Origin of the sequence: Paenibacillus polysaccharolyticus, assembly GCF_023714295.1 — a bacterium.
In the GTDB taxonomy this organism is placed as follows: Bacteria; Bacillota; Bacilli; order Paenibacillales; family Paenibacillaceae; genus Paenibacillus; species Paenibacillus polysaccharolyticus_A.
In genome coordinates this window covers 835,078-856,974 of the sequence record NZ_JAMAUN010000001.1, presented here as the reverse complement: position 1 = coordinate 856,974, position 21,897 = coordinate 835,078, and the positions used below count along the sequence as shown (strand labels likewise).

Sequence of the window (21,897 nt, the reverse complement as noted above, 5' to 3'; positions counted from 1 at the left end):
TACGAAATCACTGAAAGTGTAAAGCAAACATCCCGAGCTATTCCGAAGCGGCTGATCCGTTCAATTGCCCGGAGTTTAGGCGTTGTCCAGCTCTTCATCTTGCCTTTTTGGGATACGCTTTGAATTAGACTGGTGTCCATGAGTGTAATGTTTTATTTTCTTTGGACACCAAATCTCTATTGCAAAATAAAAAAAGACCACATGATGTGGTCCTGAATGAAGTCTTTTTATTCAAATAACGTTAGCTTATCCTTGGCAGACGTACGCTCTTTAGCAGCTGGAATGACATCGGGGTATCCCATATAGATCATACCAATAATCTTTTCTCCTGGCTTGATGCCTAGTTGCTTTCGAAATTTAGGTGCATATAAAAATGGTTTGGTCACCCAAAACGTGCCTATATTTTCACTCCATGCTGCGAGCATAAAGTTCTGGACCATGGCGCTGACTGCAGAGAAATCCTCATCCCAAATCGCTTGTCTCGGGTCTTCCTCCAGCACAACAAGCAAAATAGCAGGTACCTGTTGTACACTCGCCGAAAACTTGTTATCCTCACCCATCTCGGCTTCGATGGCCTCTGCGAGCTTTTTGCGCCCTTTGCCATTGAATAACACAAATCTCCACGGCTCACGCAATTTATGGTTAGGTGCCCAAACGGCCGTATCCAGCAAATCGATGATTTGCTCCGTTGGGACAGGATCTTTCTTGAATTTTTTGACGGTGCGGCGATTCTCGATCGCATGGCGGACTTCGTTTATTGTCTTCGTCGTTTTACTCATGGGTCATGCCTCCTTCTCCAAATGGTACACACCAGGTTGCAGTTTCATTATACACCTCTCTGTAGAACAGATTCAAAGGACGGCAGATAAGAAGAACTTAGCGATCTCTTCGGTTGTTCATTGGAGCTCCGGATCAAATAGAAAAAGATGAACCTTAGACATTATACTTGTCTATAAGCTCATCCTTTTTATCAATTAACTCCAAGCTAAAATGCATTTTCCAGATGCTTTACGGACATCATCTCTCCGGCATGGTTCATCATCACCGCAATGACATCGAATCGAATCTGTCGAGTTTGTTCTCCGGTCATTTGCAAATAAACCGCCGCCGTTGAACGAACCTGCTGCATTTTGCGCTGATCAACAGACTCCTGCGGAGTTCCGAATCCTGAATTGTAACTCCGGCTGCGCACCTCAACAAAAATCAACACATCTTCACGTAATGCAATAATATCGACTTCTCCGCTACGACAACGCCAGTTTCGTTGCAGGATAGCATAATCCTGTTCTTTTAAACAGCGGCAGGCTTCCTCCTCGCCGATTTTCCCCTTCTGCTGACGAGTCAGCTTGCCACCAGGCTTCTGCCCTGATCCCCGTTCTACCATGATTCGTTATCACTTCGGCCTGAGGCAAGCCGATCAGCTCGATAAACATAGGTAAGCACTTCTGCTACCAACTGATACAATTCTGTCGGGATCTGTTCGTCCAGATCCAGCTTGGAGAGCACTTCAACTAATGCCGCGTCCTCCTGCACAGGTACTCCGTTTTCCTTGGCTTTGTCCAGTATGGCTTCTGCCACTTTGCCGCGGCCTTTAGCTACGACAACAGGCGCTTCACTTTCTCCCGGAACATATTTTAGTGCAACTGCTTTTTTTGATAACAGGTCCGGCTGTGGCGATTCCTCTTTCATACCTTGAAATCCACCCCTTTGTATCGCTCAGGGCTATAATTCGCTGCAGTCATCTTGCGCTCCATGCCGGACTCCTGCCCTGCTGGCCAAGGTTCTGCCCTGAAGGTCAATAACTGATATCCAAGCTTGTCGAGTGATTGATGAATCATTTCACGTCCACTCTCCAACAAAACTCCCATTTCTTCCCGATCATTAAGTACTCGCAAACTGACAATGTTATTGACCACATGTACGTCGACAAGGGTATGTCCCAAACTCCTCATATCCAAGTCAAACAGCAAGCGGCAATTCGAAGCATCTAATTCCCCGCGCTGACCGCGGCGTGATTGAATCTGCACAGAAGCCGTCTGTTCACCATCTGGACCCGTGATAGGGATAAACCAATGCATTTGCGCAAACGTTGCACCGCGATCGGTTGTAAGCAATAGCTGCTGACCTGTCAGGTATTGTATGGCTTGATTGGCGGCATCTTTAAGCGCCGCCGGGGCACTGTCGCTGCTGGCCAACTGCAGCAGCAAACCCTTGAGCGTGTCCGTGTTCGCCGGACTCGCTGCCTCACCCACGCGCGGCTGCATCGCGGCGCCGTGAACGGCCTGCTGCTCGTGCTCCGCACCGAGCAGCTTCAGCACGCGCCCCACCCACGGGTCTCCTCCGTGGGTGACAGGCGCTTGCGCCGCCGCTCCCGTAGGTGCGGCGGCAACACCGCCAGCCGGCTGCGCATCAGCGCCGGCTGGCAAGGTCTGCGGCGAGCCGGCGGCAGCCGCAGCCGCTTGGCCGCCCTGCTGCGCAGCAGGGGCGGCTTGTGTTGCCGCACCCGGCTGTGCCGGTGCGGCAGTGGACGCGCTGCGCAGCGCGTCCAGCAGCGCCAGCAGCTTTGGCGCCAGCTGTGCTGGCGTAGGCGCTGTTGGCGCGGCCTGCCCTGCTGCGGACGGCATCGCCGCAGCAGCAGGCGTGTCTGCGCGGCCGTCTGTACGAACGGCCGCACCTTCCGGCTGGCCCGCACTTGCACGGCTTGCCGCCACTTCAGCCGCACCCGGAGTGCCCGGGCGGCTCACAACTTGGCCCGCATCCGCAGCGCGCGGCGGGCCCTCTCCAGGTATTACGGTCCCCGCCGGAATACCTGCATTCCCTTTGCCAGCCGTTTCCGCTTGGCTGGCAACACCCTTCGCAACAGCTTCGGCCCCTGTCATTCCGCTATTCGTCTGGCCTGCATTCGGCGGCACGTTACCTTTAACCTGCTGCTGTGTGCTTTCCGCTTCACCTTCCACGCCAGCTACGGCTACCGGTGTATTCGACGCATGAGTGTTCTGAACCTGATTCGATTGTGATGCCAATGGAGAGGCTGCTGGTGTTCCAACTCCCGGCCTGCTCGCATGTACCGCTGGTGCGCCATCTTCTGGCTGAGCAGCTACATTCGGAAACGTTGCAGAAGCTCCAGCCTGTCCTGTAGCCAACCCCACTTTCGAGCCAGTTGCTTCCCCACCAGGAAGCGGCTTACCTGGTTCCGTTTTAGACAAAAGCGACTCCAGTTGATCCGCAAGATCACTTAACAGCTGGTGCAAAGGAGGCCCGAACACCGTCTGATGTAATCCTCTGACCGTTTCTCCCGTAACAGGCAGGCCCCGTTGAAAAGCAATCCCCGTCGCTTGTACCCACTCCTCGACAGACACTTGTGCAGGTTTCGCTGCCATCATGTTTTGCACCATGCCTATATTATCCTTGGTCAACGGAAGCCCACTGCGTTGCATGGCAAGAAGAAGTTCCCGGTTGTCTTTGGTATCCGCCAAACCTACCTCTTGCAACAAGTTATTCAGTGAAGCCTGCGGCAGCTCTGCAAGCGAGCCAGCAACAGGTTTCATTACCGTTATGCCGTTTTCACCTGGAGGTTGAACCTGCAGAAGCGTCGTCTCACCCGGACGGAGCGGTGTCTCCAGTTTGGCACGCACCTGCACCCCTTGAATCTGGAGCACAGCCTCTCCACCATCATCCGATATACTGACGACAGATCCACGAACGACCTGACCTTCTTTTAATTCGAGCGGCTTGGCGTTTCCGGGCTTACTGTCTCCCATTAAACCACGAATCATAGAGCTGATATTCAACTCGTTCTCCCTCCTTTCCGTTCCCTTTCAATTAAAACAACGTATGCTGCTCACCTAATAAATTACCGAGAAAACTTCGCCGATGCATCGGTGTTGCGCCGAGTGCCATAATCTGTTCCCGATGAAATTGAGTTGCATAGCCTTTATGTACGGGCAGACCGTATTCCGGGTATAACGTATCCCATTCTTCCTTGCACAGCCGATCTCTCGTTACCTTGGCCACAATAGAAGCCGCTGCGATCGATTGGCTATTTGCATCCCCTTTAATAATCGATAACTGCGGTATGTTCAAGTCCACCTTTTCCGCGTCCACCAGCATGTAATGAGGTGTTACATCAAGTGCCTCTACCGCACGTTTCATGGCCAGTCTGGCGGCCTGTTTAATATTCAGACGATCAATCGTTTCCGCATCTGCATATCCTACACCTACAGCCAGCGCGTTCTCCATAATGATGTCATATAACGTATCACGTTTCTTTTCTGACAACTTTTTAGAATCATTGACCCCTTCCAAAATAAGCCCTTGAGGCAAGATCACGGCCGCCGCAACCACATCCCCAAACAAACATCCTCGACCCACTTCATCAATTCCTGCGATATATTCAAACCCGCTACCCCAATACTCCCGCTCATACACCAAAAGATCCCGAGGTTCGCTAGTTTCTTTTTTCTTTTTCTTCGGTTTGCGTTGCAGTTCTGGCAATGCAAGCTCCGGCATTTCATGGTTTGCTGTCATTCTGTTCATCTCCTCACCCATGTTTCATGTAGCTGTGTAATCCCATGTAATGTATATAATTAATTAGACGTAGGCTATCGCATATTTGTTCTGATTAATCGTATTCCTGCACAATGTTTCGTGTTAAAAGTATGATTTTAAAAAATATCCTGATGTCTTCATTTATCGGTTGTTCTAGCGTTAAATTGAATACATACAAACTGATGTTCTGCAAATTTTCAACATCATTTATCATAGCATGATTTCAGGACACCTCCTATATAGAACAAACAATTCCACCAAGCACACTTAACTTCATTTTTTTACCATATTCATGCTAGGTTTATATCCCCTTAGCCTTTAAAACACAAAAAGGCCGTTCCCGGTAATCCGGTAACGGCCGCTTCTTTCGGCTCTTGTAAGGATATTTTCGATCAGTAAGGAGCTTCCATAGAGAAACGCCCCATCTTGCCTGCTCGTAATTCGCGCAGAAACGCTCGTGATGCTTTCTCCAGATCAATCCGTCCACCACTGATGACACAACCGCGAATTCGGCCAACCTGCTCCATAATGGCAATAACACTGTCCGAATCGTCCGCATCTTTGGAGAACTCCTGAAGACCATATCTCTCTTCCAGCGCATCCCAATAATAACGCATCAGATAACTGATTCCGAAAAATGCGATATCTTCTGCATTCAGGATTTCTTCTTTGATCGCACCCGTCACAGCAAGCCGGTAACCCACATTTTGATCTTCAAATTTCGGCCACAGAATACCTGGGGTGTCCAGCAGTTCCATTTCCTTGCCGACTTTAATCCATTGCTGGCCTTTCGTCACACCTGGACGATCTCCCGTTGCAGCAATGCTCCGTCCAGCCAAACGATTGATCAATGTCGATTTTCCTACGTTAGGAATACCGACAATCAAACCCCGAACAGCTCGGGGATTAATGCCTTTAGCCAGTTGACGATCAATCTTCTCCTTTAGAAGAAGTCTTGCCTGAGCAGGAATATCTTTGACATTGGTACCTGTTGAAGCATCCACAGGGAACGCTGTAATGCCTTCTTTTTTAAAATACTCAATCCACTCTTGCGTCACTTTGGCATCCGCCAAATCCGACTTATTGAGCAAAATCATGCGGGGTTTATCCATCAAAATCTCGTCAATCATCGGATTACGGCTGGAGACAGGCAGACGGGCATCCAATAGTTCGATGACCACGTCAATGAGCTTCAACTTGTCCTGAATCTGGCGTCTGGCTCGGGTCATATGACCTGGAAACCATTGTATCGTCACCTTGTCTTCACCTCATTTAATACATACTTTAAGTTTTTTAGTGGTTAATCCACTTAATTTCTCCAATAGGCCAGAAAATAACATCAGCACGGCCAATAATATCTTTCAGCGATACATAACCGATCATTCGGCTATCTGTACTGTTTGGTCGATTATCCCCCATAACAAACACATGACCCGCTGGCACCTTGCCGTCTGGGAACTGTTCGTTCGGGAAATCCTTCACGTTATACGTTCCACCACTCGCTTCAGCCGCATCAATAGCACCCTGGATATAAGTCTCATTAACCTTTTGTCCATTTACCGTTACGGTGTCTCCCTGAACCTGAACCGTATCTCCCGCAACTGCGATAACACGTTTGATGAAATCCCGTCCTTCGGAAGGTACATGGAAGACGATCACTTCACCACGTTTTGGCTCGCGGATATCGTACAGTATCTCATTGACAATGACACGTTCTCCTGTCGAGAAATTCGGTTGCATGGATGGCCCGTCCACCACAAATGGTTTAAAAAGTAACCAGCGAATCAGAATAACCAGCACAAGTGCAATGACAATGGCTTTCAGCCACTCGACAATTTCATTTTTCGCTTTTTTGGATCGATTATTTTTTTCTTCCGCAGGTATGCCCTGGTCCTGTTGAACTTCTTGTTCCATTCAAGATCTTCCTCTCTTCACAGTACATGATTATAGCAGTATACATTCCGCTTTTTGCTTCCTCTCTAAATTAGGCTAGAGAAGGCAAAATATTCAACTCAGTTATGTAATTCTTGCAGCCAAGCATTACAACCATACATTGAACCACAATTCAAATGCCTTGGATAACTGATGTCACAATCCTCCCGGACTTTACGCCGCATATCCGCCATACCATTTTACTCGGAAGTGTACCTCCGGTTCAACTTTTCCCGGACAAAAACGAAAAGGGCTTGTCTCCAAGCCCTTCCCGGTATCCGTTATATTAACGAATTTCTTTAATTCTCGCTGCTTTACCGCGTAGTTCACGAAGATAATAAAGCTTCGCACGACGCACTTTACCACGGCGAGCCACTTCGATTCTATCGATTTTTGGGGAATGAAGCGGGAAAGCTCTTTCCACACCTACACCGTAAGAAATTTTACGAACTGTAAAAGTCTCACTGATTCCACCACCACGGCGTTTAATCACAACACCTTCGAACAATTGGATACGCTCACGAGTTCCCTCGATTACCTTAACGTGCACTTTCAAAGTGTCACCAGGACGAAAACTCGGAATATCTTTGCGAAGTTGTTCTTGTGTAATCGCTTGAACGATATTCATCTATGACTCCCTCCTTCCGTACAGGCGTTCATACTTCTTCCAGAGATCACCTTGTCTCTTTCATTATCCATAGAGGACCGCCGTATTCCACATAACAGAATTATTGTATCACGTAGCATATTAAAACACAAGCTAAAATAAACAAATTTATAATGAATCATCTTACGCTCATTAGTATTTTTATCATCAGCCCGTAGTACGCAATTGTTATGTCCACTTCTCTCCTCCTCAAAGGAGGTAAAAAGTTTGGGTTCATTTTTTAAAAAGTCAACCGCTATCATGGATAAAATAATGTAACTTTCCGACATAGAAGATCGTCTATCATATACTTAAAAGCTCATTACAGGAGCAGCGTAACGAATTTTAAGAAATAGATGAATGCTAAAGGAGAACCAGGAGAGACATGAAACACATCAGAAAATTATTGTTAGCCGCATTTGCCTTGCTCACATGCACCGTTACATTATACGCTTATGCTGTCAATCATCCCACCAACGCATTATCTCATAAAGCATGCACGTCTTGGAATATCGTACAACGTAAAATGTTTACGTTATTTCACTCCGACTTTTCCTTGCATCCCAAGCTGGATCGCACAAAGTTTGTTGTCAAAGAAGGTACGGCTTCCGAAGTGCCCGTCCTTATGTATCATTACGTTACGCCAAAGTCTGACAATCATGAACCGAAAAATAAATCCATCATTGATTTGGATGTTTTCGAACAGAACATGAAGTATTTATATGATAACGGATACCGGACCGTGACTCTAGCCCAGCTTGAACAATATGTTAATGGTAAAATCTCGCTTCCTGAGAAATCATTTGTCATCACCTTTGATGACGGATACCAGAACAACTATACCTTAGCTTATCCCGTGCTCAAAAAATATCATTTTCACGCTTCCCTATTCGTGATAGGCAGCCGAATCCAGCCCAAACCGGTTGCTTTTGACCCCAATAAAAAAAGCGATATCTCCAAGCAAGAGATGGCCGCAGGAAGCGACGTATTTGAGTATAACAGCCACACCTTTGACCTGCATCATAAAGGCTACATGGTATGTGGGGACGATCTGCCTGTTACACTCGATACCAGCCTGCTCGATCACGATATTGAACAAATTAAACATGTCGGCATTGATACACCCTATATCGCCTATCCATACGGCTATTTCAGTGCACAGATGATCTATAAGCTGCAGCAGCATGGGTATCGCATGGGCTTCACCGTAATCCCCGGCTTTGTTCGTCCGGGTGATTCACCAATGATTTTACCTCGTTTAACCGTTACAAATGATACGGATCTGCCTACCCTGCTTCGAACGGGTTCCAACAGACTTAGTGAGCGGTTCTAGGCAAGTCATTTTTCATAAAATTCATTCCGCTCTGTAAAAACAAAAAAAGCCGATGAGCACAGTCTAAGCTGTCCTCTCGGTTTTTTTATTATGTCTTATCTTTTTCAGCCCGGTATTGCTTCAGCCATTTCCGTTCTTTTTCGGTCAAATCTGCCGATTCTAACAGTTCTGGTCTACGCTCTAACGTACGGATCAGTGACTGTTCTCTCCGCCAAGCCTCGATATTCAGATGATGTCCAGACAGGAGCATATCCGGCACCTTCATGCCTCTAAATTCCGGGGGGCGGGTGTAATGAGGGTACTCAAGCAACCCCGTACTGAATGAATCTGTTACTGCACTTGTCTCGTTGCCTAATACGCCCGGAATCAGCCTTACAATGCTATCAATGGCCACCATGGCAGGTATTTCTCCGCCTGTCAGCACATAGTCACCTATAGATAGTTCATCCGTCACCAGGAATTCACGAATACGTTCATCATACCCCTCGTAATGACCGCAGATAAAGATCAGATGATCTTCTTGAACCAGTTCTTCTGCCTTTTTCTGTGTAAATGTCTCACCTTGCGGACACATCAGAATAATCCGGGGCGCTTTCATTGTGGCGGCAGCTTCTCCGCGCTGTTGCAAAACATCCTCTACAGCAGCAAAAATCGGATCAGGTTTGAGCACCATACCTCCACCGCCGCCATATGGTGCGTCATCCACGGTGTTATGTTTATTGGTTGCGTAATTTCGGAAATTGGTCGCCCCAAGCGAGACAAGCCCCTTGGCCTGCGCTTTACCCAGAATGCTTGTGCCAAACACACCATCGAACATTTCCGGGAATAACGTTAATACATCCACCTTCATGTTACAGCAGTCCTTCCATCAGGTGAATCTTGACCTGCTTCTGCTCTACATCCACATCCAGAACAACATCGTCGATCACCGGAATCAGCACTTCTTTTCCAGCTGGTGTTTTGACTACCCAAACATCATTTGCACCTGGAGTAAGAATTTCCGAAATCGTTCCGAGCGATTCTCCCTCTTCCGTAATGACAGCACATCCAACGATTTGGTGGAAGTAATACTCCCCTTCTTCAAGTTCGGCAAGGTTTTCTTTGGATACTTTTGCTATCCCCCCTTTGAACTTCTCCACTTCGTTAATGTTGCCGTATTCTTTCAGACGAACGATATACATATTTTTATGCAGACGCGCAGATTCCACTGTAACTGGCACCGGATGATTATCCGGGGTAAACAAAAATAATTCAGCATTCTTGGCAAAACGTACTTCTGGAAAATCAGTCAAAGGCATGATCTTTAACTCGCCACGAATTCCATGCGTATTTACAACTTTCCCTACATTCATAAACTCTGCCATACAATCCTCCTACGAAATTCAATCAAAATGATAACCGATTACACGTACACTCCGCAGTCAGAAACATCTTCCGATCGCTGTTATCCCCGGATATTTTGAATGTATGATCAAAAGGTTGATATCCGGTGCTAAAGGCGAACACTTCGTTTCTTCAGATTTTTTCTGCCCGCTCCGTTAAAGTGTAATCTCCAAATTAATTTTAATCCTAAATTCCCATTAAACAATTAAATGATAAGTTCAGCATGCACGAAAAGGGGCTAGGACATGCATCCTAACCCCCTTTCGTATATCTTTAAGATATGATATCTACGGTGACCCGTTTATCCATCTTAACTGCTGCTGATGTGACGACCGTACGAAGAGATTTTGCGATTCGTCCCTGTTTTCCGATCACCTTTCCGACATCGTCGGGATGAACCGTCAACTCATAAACGACAAGCCGGTCTTTCTCAACCGTCCGAACCGCCACATCATCCGGATGATCGACCAAAGCCTTAGCAATTATGCTTACTAATTCTTCCATAGATGACCCTCCGAATCAGCACCTTATTTAGATAATTTGGACTCGTGGAATTTCTTCATCACGCCCGCTTTGCTGAGCAAGTTGCGGACAGTGTCGGATGCTTGCGCACCGTTTTGAAGCCATTGCAATGCTTTATCTTCATCGATCTTAACAACAGCCGGTTGTTCAACCGGGTTGTAGTAACCGATCTCCTCGATAAAACGACCGTCACGTGGGGAACGGGAATCCGATACCACTACGCGGTAGAAAGGAGCTTTGTGAGCACCCATACGTTTCAGACGAATACGAACTGCCATTTGAAAATTCACCTCCTTCAATGAAATCTGGTTCTCATGTAAACGATTGTTCAATCAACGAAAAGGAAACTTCATCCCTTTGCCGAGACCTTTCAACTGCTTCATTGCTTTGTTCTTGCCGCCCTTAGGACCCATCATATCCGAGAACTGCTTCATCATGCGACGCATCTCATCAAACTGCTTAATCAGACGATTCACCTCTGCGAGCGACGTCCCACTACCGGTTGCGATCCGCTTCCGCCGGCTATGGTTAATCATATCCGGGTTACGTTTCTCTTCCGTTGTCATCGAATAGACAATCGCTTCGATTCGGCCCATCTGTTTATCATCGACCTTCAGGTCTTTCGCTTGTTTCATCTTGCCCATACCCGGAATCATATCCATGATCTGGTCAATCGGTCCAAGCTTTTTCACCTGATCCATCTGCTCCAGGAAATCCTCGAACGTAAATTCTGCATTCCGCATCTTCCGTTCCATTTCCTTCGCTTTCTCCGTATCGATGTTAGACTGTGCCTTTTCAATCAGGGACAACATGTCACCCATACCAAGAATACGTGAAGCCATACGTTCCGGATGGAACGGCTCCAGTGCATCAAGTTTTTCTCCGAGTGAAGCAAACTTGATTGGACAGCCTGTAACTGCTTTGACAGACAGTGCAGCACCACCACGTGTATCGCCATCCAGTTTGGTTAGCACGACTCCTGTCAGATCAAGCTGCTGATTAAAGTGTTCCGCCACATTAACGGCATCCTGACCTGTCATACTATCGACAACGAGTAATACTTCATCCGGGTTCACTACACTGTGAATCTGACGCAACTCTTCCATCAGTTCTTCATCAACATGTAAACGTCCGGCTGTATCCACGATCACATAATCATGTCCGTTATCTTTTGCATGTTGCAAACCTTGACGAGCAATCTCCACTGGGCTTGTCTGATCACCGAGGGTGAACACTGGCGCCTTCAACTGCTCTCCCAGTACTTGTAACTGCTTAATCGCAGCCGGACGATAAATGTCACCCGCAACCAGCAAAGGTCTGCTATTTTGCTTTTGCAACATTTTTGCCAGTTTACCGGAAGTCGTCGTTTTACCTGCACCTTGTAAACCAACCATCATGATCACTGTAGGTGGTTTGTTTGCCTTCGCCAGCTTAGCTTGACTTCCACCCATTAACTCTGTTAATTCTTTGTTAACAATGTCAATGATGACCATTCCGGGTGTAAAGCTGTCCATTACTTCTTTGCCGACAGCCTTCTCTTTCACTTTGGCGATGAATTCCTTGACCACTTTGAAGTTTACATCCGCTTCAAGCAATGCCAGACGTACTTCGCGCATCGCTTCGGCTACGTCTTCGTCAGACACCTTGCCTTTGCCGCGCAGCTTGCTGAACACATTCTGCAATCGGGTCGTTAATCCTTCAAATGCCATGATCCCACCTCCTTCATGCTTTAATTCCATTTTAAAACTGATTCGTCTCACTTCACTGAAAACAATGGTTACTCTCCCAGCAAAGCAACGAGATCGTGTATTGGTTTGTTGTTATCCACGGTAACGCCAGCGCGTTCCAGTGCTTGTTGTAAATCTTCAAGGTAGCGGCTGCGTCTTTCATACTTCTCAAGCAAGCCAAGCTTGCTCTCATAGTTTTCAAGCACTTGTTCAGCACGCTTGATATGTTCGTATACCGCCTGGCGGCTGATCTCAAACTCGGCTGCAATTTCACCAAGTGAAAAATCATCATGAAAGTAATATTTCAGAAATGTTTGCTGCTTCTCTGTCAACAATGATTCGTAAAAGGCAAACAGCAAGTTAATCCGGTTTGTTTTCTCAAGCCGATTTTCTTGACTCATATCGGGGCACTCCCTTCGTCAAGGAAAAACACTTTACACTCTTGCAACGTTCCTAATAATACCTAAAACAAATCAGGATGTCAAGCAAAAATACTTGTCACAATAAAAAGAAACGATACGCCTGCCATGAACAGTTTAAAACTGCCTTCTTTAGGCGTTATAAAGCCTCATTTTCTGTCCATTCAATAAAGCAAACTAGAAGCCTTTCAAACCGGAACCAAAAAGAAAAACGAAACATCTCTAAAGAAGAGACGATTCGTTTAACGCTTCTAACGAAGTGGTGTCAGATAGATTAAGACCGCGAAAAAATGCAGAATACTGCCTGCCAGTACAAACAGATGCCAGATCGCGTGGTGAAAAGGGAAACCTCTCCATACATAGAACAATGTCCCCAGCGTATACATCAGGCCTCCTGCAACCAATAGAACAATCCCACCTGTGGGAATCGCTGACACAAGCGGTTGCCAAGCTATAACGATTAGCCATCCCATCGCGATATAGAAGATCGTCGACATAAACAGAAATTTTTTGGTGAAAAAAGCTTTGAAGATTACTCCGGCCAGTGCAATGCCCCAGATGACACCGAATAGCGTCCAGCCCAGCGTTCCGCGCACTGCGACAAATAAAAACGGTGTATAGGTGCCTGCAATAAACAGATAGATGGAAGAGTGGTCAAAAAACTCAAATAAGTCTTTTGCCTTCCCCTCTTTGAGCGCATGCACCAACGTTGAATTCGTATAGAGCATCAGCATCGTAATACCATAGATTGTAAAACTCACCACATGCCAGGCTGTGCCTTTCATACTGGAGAATACAATTAACAACACTAATGCAGCTACACTAAGCGCAGCACCAATTCCGTGTGTCACGGCATTCGCGACCTCTTCACGGCGGGAGTAAGTATAGGTATTGGCCATATCAACCTTCCTTTCTAACCCATTACAATGTCAGTTACCTTTCATTATACACGTATTGCCGATGACATTACACGTGAGCTCTCACATGATGCAGCGGCAATACGGTGAACATGATTATTCGTTTAAAGACCCAAGATCAAGATTGTGTATTCTCGTCTTCGGCACCCTCTGCTGGTTGCTCCTGAATAAGTCCTGCGAACAACGCGTGAACAAACTGCTCAGAATCAAATTCCTGCAGATCATCAATCTTCTCTCCAAGACCAACCAGCTTCACAGGCAGGTCCAGCTCCTGGCGGATTGCAACCACAATACCACCTTTAGCTGTTCCATCAAGCTTAGTCAACACAAGACCTGTTACCCCACTTTTCTCTCCGAAAAGTTTGGCCTGGTTTAGCGCATTTTGCCCTGTTGTGGCATCCAGCACCATCAACACTTCATGTGGCGCACTTGGAATCTCACGCTGAATGACACGATAGATTTTGTTCAGCTCGTCCATCAGGTTACTTTTATTTTGCAAGCGGCCTGCCGTATCACATAACAACACATCGGCTCCGCGCTGTTTCGCTGCCTGCACCGCATCGTACATCACAGCAGCTGGATCAGAACCGGATTGCTGTTTGATCACATCAACGCCTGCACGCTGTCCCCATACTTCAAGCTGCTCGATCGCTCCGGCGCGGAACGTATCTCCGGCGGCCATAATTACTTTTTTCCCTTGCTGCTTGAAACGATGCGCCAGCTTGCCAATCGTTGTTGTTTTACCAACACCGTTCACACCAACAAACAAAATAACCGTAATGCCATCCGGATTCATTTTCAGTTCATTGTTTTGTTCCCCACGAAGCAAATCTGTCAGTTTCTCGGACAACACCGGCTGTAACTCAGCCGCGTCCTCAATTTTGCGTTTCTTCACTTCTGCGCGCAGGTCTTCGATCAGATTCATGACCGTATTGACGCCTACGTCTGCCCCGATCAGAATTTCTTCAAGTTCCTCGTAAAATTCCTCATCAATTTTTTTGCGGCGAATGACCAGATCGGTTACTTTTTCCACAAGCCCTTTGCGTGTCTTTTCCAGGCCATCCTTAAACTGTTTAGTAACCGACTCCGTTTTACTTGCAATGCTGTCCCGTAGCTTTTTAAAGAAACTCATAAAGCCCCTCCATCGTGTAGATAATTAAATCGTAAATGGTCATGATTTTGTAAAATGAAATGAATCCTATTTGAAGCACACAGCAATCTCCATGCAATTAGGCGATTTCCGCTTCCTCATCATCCAGTTTAACCGAAACAAGCTTGGATACTCCGCCCTCTTCCATCGTAACTCCGTATAAGACATCTGCCTCTTCCATCGTGCCTTTCCGGTGCGTAACCACAATAAATTGGGTTTGTTCAGAGAACTCACGCAAGTATTGGGCGAAACGAACGACGTTCGCCTCATCCAGGGCAGCCTCAACTTCGTCCAATACGCAGAATGGCACAGGTTTCACGTGCAGAATGGCAAAGAGCAACGCCATCGCCGTTAAGGCCCGTTCTCCGCCCGACAACAGTTGCAGATTTTGCAGTTTCTTACCCGGTGGCTGGGCTACGATATCAATGCCTGTATCAAGGAGCCGCTCAGGGTCCATCAGAACCAAATCAGCACGTCCTCCGCCAAACAGCTTCGTGAATACAGTACCGAATTCACGGCGAATGGCATCAAACGTAAATTTGAACCGCTTCGCCATTTCATCTTCCATTTCCTTAATGACCTGATACAGTGTCGTTTTGGCTTCCACCAAATCATTTTTCTGTTCGTTCAGGAACTCGTACCGCTCATTCACCCGCTGAAATTCTTCAATTGCTCCGAGATTGACATCACCAAGAGCCGATATCGCACGTTTTAACTTCTGTACCTCTGCTTGTGTGCTCTCCACATCTTCTGGTACTGGATAACGCTCTTTGGCAAGTTCATAGCCTAACTCATATTCATCTGTCAGCTTACGCAAAATATTTTCCAGCTCTACATCCAGACGGTTCACGGAAATTTCAGTTTGACGCATCTGCTCTTCCACGGCTTTGAGCTGTGTGCGCTGCTCCTTCGTTTCACTCTCAGCCAGCTCCAGCTTCTTCGACAATTCACTGCGCGCAGCACGTTTGAAGTCCAGCTCTTGAGATGCCTGTGCCTTTTTAAGCCTGTACTCGTTCAAATCTTCTATCTGTTTTACACTTTCACTCTGTGTTTTCTTGAAATCCGCTTCCATCGATGCGAGCAACGTACGATTCTGGCGCAGATCTTTTACAAGTGAATCGACCTCGCGCTCCAATCTCCGGAGTTGTTCCTCATTTGAGAAGCGTTCCTGATCCAGCTTACCTTCCCGTACTTTTAGTTCAGTGAGCTGCGTTTGCAGCTCTTCTTTGGCAGACTCATTGGCCTTCCGGGCAAACTCTGCTGCGTGAATCGCACGATGAGTAGCTTTCTCCTCTTCCTCAAGCTGCTCAAGTTTCTTCTCCGCTTCAATCCGGGATTTGTCGAGCTCCTTGATCTCTTCGGTGAATCCACTCTTTTCCTGACCTGCCACAGCAACTTGCTCCAATACATGGCGCAGTTCATGTTCTACCTGCTTCATCTCCATCGAGGCTTGTTGCTCTGCATTTCGGGTATCGTCACCAGACTGACGCAGCTGATCCAGCTTGTCCTGACACTGTTCTAGTTGGGCTTTGACATCGTTCACGCTGCGATGCAGCTTCACAATCTGCTGCTCGGTGTCCAGAATATCCTGATCAAGCTGATCCAGCTGCCGCTTGCGGCTGAGTAGGCTGCCATTTTTTTTGTGCTGACTGCCGCCTGTCATGGAACCGCCTGCGTTGACGACATCCCCCTCGAGAGTGACAACCCGGAAACGATACTGACAACGTGCTGCAATTTTATTGGCGAACTCAAGCGTTTCTGCAATAATGACATTTCCAAGCAAACTGCCGATAATCGAGGCATATTTTGAATCATACTGTACAAGTTCAGCACCGATGCCGACAAAACCGTCCATTCCCTCAACCATCGAGCGCTCACCTGCACCGATTGAACGGGGACGAATAACATCCAGCGGAAGAAATGTTGCACGTCCTAATTGCCGTTGCTTCAAGAAAGCAATAGCCTGTCTGGATACGGCCTCGTTCTCCATAACGATGTGCTGTAGCGCGGCCCCCATCGCTGTTTCTACCGCAAGCTCGATCTTTTCGGGAACTTTGACGAGTTCTGCTACTGCACCATGCACTCCGTTTAGCGTCCCTTTTCGAGAAGCTTTGAGCACTTCTTTTACACCCAGCATGAAGCCGTCAAAATCATCCTGCATTTCTTTCATCGTATCCCGGCGAGACACTTGTGCCTCACGCTTTTGCTCCCATTTACGTACGGTGCCACGGCTCTCTTCCAAAAGTTTTTGCAAAGACTGTAGCCGTTCACTTTCCGAAATATAACCCCCGCGCAGTTCGCTGATTTCCTTACCTAAACGAACCACTTTTTTCTGAATCTCTGCTTTACGGCCTTCTAACGTCTCTTTCTGTTCTTCCCATTTGCCGGATTCTTCTGATGCACGGTTCATTCTGCGTTCCAGCGTTTCTTTTTGCTGGTCCACATACCGTATTTCGTTTCGTGCCTGCGCCATCTGATTCATCAGTTCGAGCAAGTTCCCTTTGAGGCTCTCCTCCTGCTGCTGACTTATTCCACCGGTAACACCGATAAGCTTAGCTTCTTCTTCAGACAAACGATTTTTTACATCAGCCAGTTCCAGTTCAAGCTTGCCAAACTTCTCCCGCAAGGCAATCAGTTCAGCTTCACGCTCCCGATGCCTCTCCTCGCTCACCGCCAGCGTTTCCCTCAGTTGCTCTTGATTCGCTTGCAGATTACGCGAACGTTCCCGAAGAAGTTCTCCATGCCCTTCGCTTTTCTCTGTTGCCTCACTAAATTGCAGCAAAGCAGCCTGAAGTTCTTCCGTCTCCGTTTCCAGCAGACGCAGTGCATTGCGATCATTCTCCAGCTTCGCATCATGTGTGGATACAATCGCCGCCAATCCAACTTCTTCGTGTTTTAGCGACTCCAGGCGTTCACTCGCTTTGCTCCACGAAGCATGAATCTGTTCAATCTGATACACATACATCGATATTTCCTTCGATTTGAGTTCAGAACGAAGCTGCTTATAGTGCATGGCTTTCTCAGACTGTTCCTTCAACGGACCAATCTGATCTTCTAGTTCAGTAACGAGATCGTGAATACGTAACAGATTCTGTTCGGTCTCATCCAGTTTACGCGTTGCATCCCGTTTGCGGGACTTATATTTAACGATTCCTGAAGCCTCTTCAAAAATACCGCGGCGATCCTCGGAACGAGTACTCAAAATCTCTTCAATTCGTCCTTGTCCAATAATTGAGTAAGCCTCTTTACCGATCCCCGTATCCATGAACAGTTCGGTTATATCTTTCAGACGACAGGATTGTTTATTAATAAAATATTCACTATCCCCGCTGCGATGAACACGTCGGGTTACGGTCACTTCACCGAAATCCAGAGCGAGTGCATGATCTTCGTTGTCCAGTGTAAGGGAAACCTCTCCGTAGTTGACAGCTTTACGCGCATCACTGCCTGCAAAAATAATATCTTCCATTTTACCGCCACGCAGTGACTTCGCACTTTGCTCACCCAATACCCAACGGATTCCATCGGATATATTACTTTTACCGCTTCCGTTCGGACCTACGACTGCTGTAATGCCACGAACAAATTCCATTTCCGTTTTGTCGGCGAATGACTTGAATCCACCCAATTCTATTCGTTTCAGAAACATAGGGCTTCTCGTCACCTCCTGCTGCAAATTTCAATTATTGCTTTCAGCGCTTCGTTAAAGATTCGAAAATTCTTCACGAGTCTCTTTACAAAAAAAAGAGCAAAAAGCAGTCCGGCCGATTACTTCCGCCGGGGCGGGCCCGCGGGCTGCTCTTTGCTCTTCGTTTGTCTAAGCGCTGCCTGGTACAATTCAGGCCTCCGGAAGCTTCAGTCGTTCAAGCGCCGCAGATGCTGCCTGTTGTTCCGCCTCTTTTTTGGAGCGTCCTGTACCTCGGCCAAGTCGTTCTTGGCCCATATGGACTTCTGAGACAAACTCACGTTCATGGGCTGGCCCCCGCTCTTCGACGATCCGGTACTCCAGAGCTCCCATATTGTGATGCTGTGTGAGTTCCTGCAACTCTGTTTTGTAATCACTCATTTGCAGCTTGCTGCCAACAACGATTAACGGAAACACATGCTGATCCAGAAATGCTCGCACAGGTTCAAGACCCTGATCCAGGTATAGTGCACCAATAAATGACTCGAACACGTCCGCCAGAAGAGCTGGACGTGTACGTCCTCCGGTTAATTCCTCACCTTTTCCAAGAAGTACATATTGTCCAAAACTGAGCGCTTCAGCAAATTTGACGAGGGAAGGTTCACAGACAATGGATGCCCGCATCTTTGTTAGTTCTCCTTCCGGACGGTTAGGATACAGATGATACAAGTACTCCGATACAGTCAACTCCAATACAGCATCGCCCAGAAACTCCAGACGTTCGTTATCCTGATGCTGACTGAATCGGTGTTCGTTTACGTAAGAAGCATGGGTAAACGCTTGTTTTAGAAGCTGCCTGTTGTCAAATTTGATTTGAAGTTTTTGTTGTAACTGCTTCAGATCTTCACTCAAACGAACTAGCCCCTTATGCTTCAAATTTTTTGAGAATAATGGTGGCGTTGTGACCGCCAAATCCAAATGAATTGGACATTGCTACATTCACTTTGGTTTGACGTGGAACGTTAGGCACGTAATCCAGATCACATTCAGGGTCTTGATCTTCCAAGTTGATCGTTGGAGCCAGAGTCTGATGTGTCAGGGACAATCCGCAGATAACTGCTTCTACCCCGCCCGCAGCGCCAAGCATATGACCTGTCATGGACTTGGTGGAACTTACGGCAAGCTTGTACGCATGATCGCCAAACGCCTTTTTAATGGCCAACGTTTCGGAACGGTCACCCACTGGTGTTGAAGTTCCGTGTGCATTGATGTAATCCACTTCTTCCGGCTGAATGCCTGCATTGCGAAGTGCCATCGTCATACAACGTGCTGCTCCGTCTGGATCTGGTTCTGTCATATGGTGTGCATCACCTGTCAGACCATAACCGATTACTTCACCGTAGATTCGTGCGCCACGAGCCTGAGCATGTTCCAAGGATTCTAGAATCAAAATACCAGCACCTTCACCCATAACAAATCCGTCACGACCTGTATCAAAAGGACGGCTTGCCTGCGTAGGATCATCATTGCGTGTAGACATCGCACGCATCGCGCAGAAACCTGCAAGTCCTGTTGGCCTAATGGTTGCTTCAGCACCGCCGCAGATCATGGCATCTGCATCACCATTTGCAATCAACTTGAACGAATCTCCAATAGAGTGTGTTCCTGTTGCACAAGCAGTAACAACGTTGATATTCGGCCCTTTGGCACCAAGTGAAATGGACATCTGTCCAGATGCCATATTCGAAATCATCATCGGAATGAAGAATGGACTCACACGTTTAGGGCCTTTTTGCAAAAGCGCATTGTGCTGGTCTTCCCAAGTTCCCAATCCACCGATACCAGAACCAATCGATACACCAAAACGCTCTGCATCAATGTTCTCATTGATTTTCAGACCGCTATCTTCAACTGCTTTGAAACCAGCTGCCACAGCGAACTGTACAAAACGATCCATCTTCCGTGCATCTTTTCGATCCATATATTCTTCCGGGTTGAAATCTTTGATCTCGGCTGCGATCTGTGTCGTGTACTCACTAACGTCAAATGCCTCAATCTGAGAAATTCCGGACTTTCCTGCCATTAAACTGCCCCAGAATGTCTCTAAATCTTTTCCGAGCGATGTCATTACGCCCATTCCGGTAATTACAACTCTTTGTTTCAACCGACTCACCTCTATATCGACTGCATTACGCAAGTATTTTGTGGGAATATCCGCAGAATGGAATATAGAACGCCTCTCCAAAGATCGGCAAACACCTTGTCTGCGGGATGTGAAAAACCAATGAATGATGAGAAGTCCCGCCTGTTCGAGAACAGGAGCGGGACTGAATTGACTTTAGGTATGAGATTGTATGTAGTTTACAACTTCACCTACGGTCGTAATTTTTTCTGCATCTTCATCAGAGATTTCCAAATCGAATTCATCTTCCAATTCCATGACCAATTCCACTACATCCAAAGAATCAGCACCCAAATCTTCTTTGAAAGATGCTTCAAGTGTAACTTCAGCTTCGTCTGCGCCCAAGCGGTCGACGACGATGCGTTTTACACGCTCCAATACATCGGACATCCGGTTCACCTCCTCCTTGGTATTATACGAGAATCGCAGGCAAAATGCCATAGAAGACATATGCGGCTCCCGGCCGGGGAACCCGGCCTTTTTCCGGCATTTCGGATCGTCCAGCGCCTGTTCCCCGACTTTGATTCAAAGCCCAGGAAATTTACATGTACATGCCGCCATCGACATGCAGTGTTTGACCTGTCATATAAGATGAAGCTTCTGATGCAAGGAATGTAACCACACCAGCAATTTCATCCGGCTGTCCCAGACGGGACAACGGAATGCCACTAAGCATACCATCGACCAGCTCTTGAGACAATTCCTTAGTCATATCAGTTTCAATGAACCCTGGTGCAACACAGTTCACCGTAATTCCGCGGGAAGCCAATTCCCGGGCAGAAGCTTTCGTTAAACCGATAACTCCTGCCTTAGCAGCCACGTAATTGGCTTGTCCTGGATTTCCGAGAACACCTACAACAGAAGAGATGTTAATAATTCGTCCTGAACGCTGCTTCATCATTGGACGTGTTACTGCCTTCAGACAGTTAAACACCCCTTTAAGATTCGTTTCGATGACTTGATCGAATTCTTCTTCTTTCATCCGCATGATGAGGTTGTCCCGGGTAATTCCCGCGTTATTCACCAGAATATCGACATTCCCCCATGCTTCAATCGCTGTCTTCACCATCTGTTCCGCTTCAACCATCTGACCTACATTGGCCTGAATCGTAATCGCCTGAACGCCTTTTGCACGGATCTCCTCGGCTACTTCCTCGGCCGCAGCCTGGCTGCCCGCATAATTTACAGCAACATTCGCTCCGGCTTCAGCCAGGGCAAGTGCAATACTACGGCCAATTCCGCGGGATGCTCCGGTCACTATAGCATTTTTACCTTCTAACGGTTTAGACATAACCATTCCTCCTCTCCCTGAATCTACACAAGTTGGACCTAAGTTATTTACACTAGCACTCCGAGGACAGAATAACCTTACAATCGCTGTTATCCCCAGATTTTCTAATTCCCTTCTTCAAAGGGAAAAATCCGGTGATAAAGGCGAAGCATATGCTTCCGATGCAGCTTTCTTTCAGAAAGCTTTAAGCTTCGCTTTTCCAGGTTTTTTCTGTCCTCTCCG

At 47.1% G+C, this 21,897-nt stretch carries 22 protein-coding genes; 1 reads left to right on the top strand and 21 read right to left on the bottom strand.

The annotated features are described in order from the left end of the window. Window positions 1-227 precede the first annotated feature (227 nt). From M3629_RS04165 to rplS, 8 genes are all read right to left on the bottom strand, one after another. On the bottom strand, window positions 228-779 hold the full coding sequence (locus tag M3629_RS04165; RefSeq protein ID WP_251503013.1) for a nitroreductase family protein: 552 nt from the start codon (window positions 777-779) through the stop codon (window positions 228-230). A gap of 206 nt (window positions 780-985) precedes the next feature. Beyond that, on the bottom strand, window positions 986-1,384 hold the full coding sequence (locus M3629_RS04160) for a YraN family protein (protein WP_251503012.1): 399 nt from the start codon (window positions 1,382-1,384) through the stop codon (window positions 986-988). Continuing rightward, window positions 1,378-1,689, bottom strand: coding sequence for an EscU/YscU/HrcU family type III secretion system export apparatus switch protein (locus tag M3629_RS04155; RefSeq protein ID WP_251503011.1), 312 nt, complete (start codon window positions 1,687-1,689; stop codon window positions 1,378-1,380). The genes M3629_RS04160 and M3629_RS04155 overlap by 7 nt, the downstream gene beginning before the upstream one ends. Continuing rightward, complete coding sequence (locus tag M3629_RS04150) at window positions 1,686-3,791, bottom strand: DNA ligase (RefSeq protein ID WP_251503010.1); 2,106 nt, start codon at window positions 3,789-3,791, stop codon at window positions 1,686-1,688. Before M3629_RS04150 ends, M3629_RS04155 begins: the two co-directional genes overlap by 4 nt. A 31-nt stretch (window positions 3,792-3,822) precedes the next feature. Next, window positions 3,823-4,527, bottom strand: coding sequence for a ribonuclease HII (locus M3629_RS04145; protein WP_244159417.1), 705 nt, complete (start codon window positions 4,525-4,527; stop codon window positions 3,823-3,825). Between the two features lie 413 nt (window positions 4,528-4,940). Continuing rightward, window positions 4,941-5,804 carry a ribosome biogenesis GTPase YlqF gene (ylqF, locus tag M3629_RS04140; RefSeq protein ID WP_090923891.1) on the bottom strand — a complete coding sequence of 288 codons (864 nt, stop codon included), beginning with the start codon at window positions 5,802-5,804 and terminating at the stop codon, window positions 4,941-4,943. 37 nt (window positions 5,805-5,841) lie between these two features. Beyond that, the gene (gene lepB / locus M3629_RS04135) at window positions 5,842-6,462 is read right to left on the bottom strand and encodes a signal peptidase I (protein ID WP_251503009.1); all 621 of its coding nucleotides are present in this window, start codon (window positions 6,460-6,462) and stop codon (window positions 5,842-5,844) included. A gap of 304 nt (window positions 6,463-6,766) precedes the next feature. Further along, entirely contained in the window at window positions 6,767-7,108 is a 342-nt protein-coding gene (rplS, locus tag M3629_RS04130) for a 50S ribosomal protein L19 (protein WP_024630190.1), read from the bottom strand. A 403-nt stretch (window positions 7,109-7,511) separates the two neighbouring features. Here rplS and M3629_RS04125 point away from each other — a divergent pair, with 403 nt between their 5' ends. After that, a complete protein-coding gene (locus M3629_RS04125; RefSeq protein ID WP_251503008.1) occupies window positions 7,512-8,459 on the top strand; it encodes a polysaccharide deacetylase family protein in 948 nt (315 codons plus the stop codon). An 88-nt stretch (window positions 8,460-8,547) separates the two neighbouring features. Here M3629_RS04125 and trmD read toward each other — a convergent pair whose 3' ends face one another. The 13 genes from trmD to fabG all read right to left on the bottom strand — a co-directional run bounded on the left by trmD (window position 8,548) and on the right by fabG (window position 21,675). Then, window positions 8,548-9,309, bottom strand: coding sequence for a tRNA (guanosine(37)-N1)-methyltransferase TrmD (gene trmD, locus M3629_RS04120; protein WP_251503007.1), 762 nt, complete (start codon window positions 9,307-9,309; stop codon window positions 8,548-8,550). 1 nt (window position 9,310) lies between these two features. Next, on the bottom strand, window positions 9,311-9,823 hold the full coding sequence (gene rimM / locus M3629_RS04115; protein WP_154886396.1) for a ribosome maturation factor RimM: 513 nt from the start codon (window positions 9,821-9,823) through the stop codon (window positions 9,311-9,313). Between the two features lie 292 nt (window positions 9,824-10,115). Further along, window positions 10,116-10,346: a KH domain-containing protein gene (locus M3629_RS04110; RefSeq protein WP_123064426.1), complete on the bottom strand. Its 231-nt coding sequence runs from the start codon at window positions 10,344-10,346 to the stop codon at window positions 10,116-10,118. A 23-nt stretch (window positions 10,347-10,369) separates the two neighbouring features. After that, entirely contained in the window at window positions 10,370-10,642 is a 273-nt protein-coding gene (gene rpsP, locus M3629_RS04105; protein WP_056700527.1) for a 30S ribosomal protein S16, read from the bottom strand. 54 nt (window positions 10,643-10,696) lie between these two features. Continuing rightward, the gene (ffh, locus tag M3629_RS04100; protein WP_251503006.1) at window positions 10,697-12,073 is read right to left on the bottom strand and encodes a signal recognition particle protein; all 1,377 of its coding nucleotides are present in this window, start codon (window positions 12,071-12,073) and stop codon (window positions 10,697-10,699) included. 68 nt (window positions 12,074-12,141) lie between these two features. Further along, window positions 12,142-12,492: a putative DNA-binding protein gene (locus tag M3629_RS04095; RefSeq protein ID WP_090923897.1), complete on the bottom strand. Its 351-nt coding sequence runs from the start codon at window positions 12,490-12,492 to the stop codon at window positions 12,142-12,144. A 269-nt stretch (window positions 12,493-12,761) separates the two neighbouring features. Then, window positions 12,762-13,409: a PAQR family membrane homeostasis protein TrhA gene (trhA, locus tag M3629_RS04090; protein WP_090923898.1), complete on the bottom strand. Its 648-nt coding sequence runs from the start codon at window positions 13,407-13,409 to the stop codon at window positions 12,762-12,764. 136 nt (window positions 13,410-13,545) lie between these two features. After that, window positions 13,546-14,559 (bottom strand): signal recognition particle-docking protein FtsY, encoded by a 1,014-nt coding sequence (gene ftsY, locus M3629_RS04085; RefSeq protein ID WP_123064422.1) that lies wholly within the window; start codon window positions 14,557-14,559, stop codon window positions 13,546-13,548. Between the two features lie 97 nt (window positions 14,560-14,656). Next, the gene (gene smc, locus M3629_RS04080; RefSeq protein ID WP_251503005.1) at window positions 14,657-18,226 is read right to left on the bottom strand and encodes a chromosome segregation protein SMC; all 3,570 of its coding nucleotides are present in this window, start codon (window positions 18,224-18,226) and stop codon (window positions 14,657-14,659) included. A gap of 189 nt (window positions 18,227-18,415) precedes the next feature. Then, window positions 18,416-19,114 (bottom strand): ribonuclease III, encoded by a 699-nt coding sequence (gene rnc, locus M3629_RS04075; RefSeq protein WP_090923901.1) that lies wholly within the window; start codon window positions 19,112-19,114, stop codon window positions 18,416-18,418. A 13-nt stretch (window positions 19,115-19,127) separates the two neighbouring features. Beyond that, window positions 19,128-20,366: a beta-ketoacyl-ACP synthase II gene (fabF, locus tag M3629_RS04070; RefSeq protein WP_251503004.1), complete on the bottom strand. Its 1,239-nt coding sequence runs from the start codon at window positions 20,364-20,366 to the stop codon at window positions 19,128-19,130. 174 nt (window positions 20,367-20,540) lie between these two features. Beyond that, complete coding sequence (gene acpP / locus M3629_RS04065; protein WP_024630176.1) at window positions 20,541-20,774, bottom strand: acyl carrier protein; 234 nt, start codon at window positions 20,772-20,774, stop codon at window positions 20,541-20,543. 151 nt (window positions 20,775-20,925) lie between these two features. Continuing rightward, on the bottom strand, window positions 20,926-21,675 hold the full coding sequence (gene fabG, locus M3629_RS04060; RefSeq protein WP_251503003.1) for a 3-oxoacyl-[acyl-carrier-protein] reductase: 750 nt from the start codon (window positions 21,673-21,675) through the stop codon (window positions 20,926-20,928). Between the last annotated feature and the right edge of the window lie 222 nt (window positions 21,676-21,897).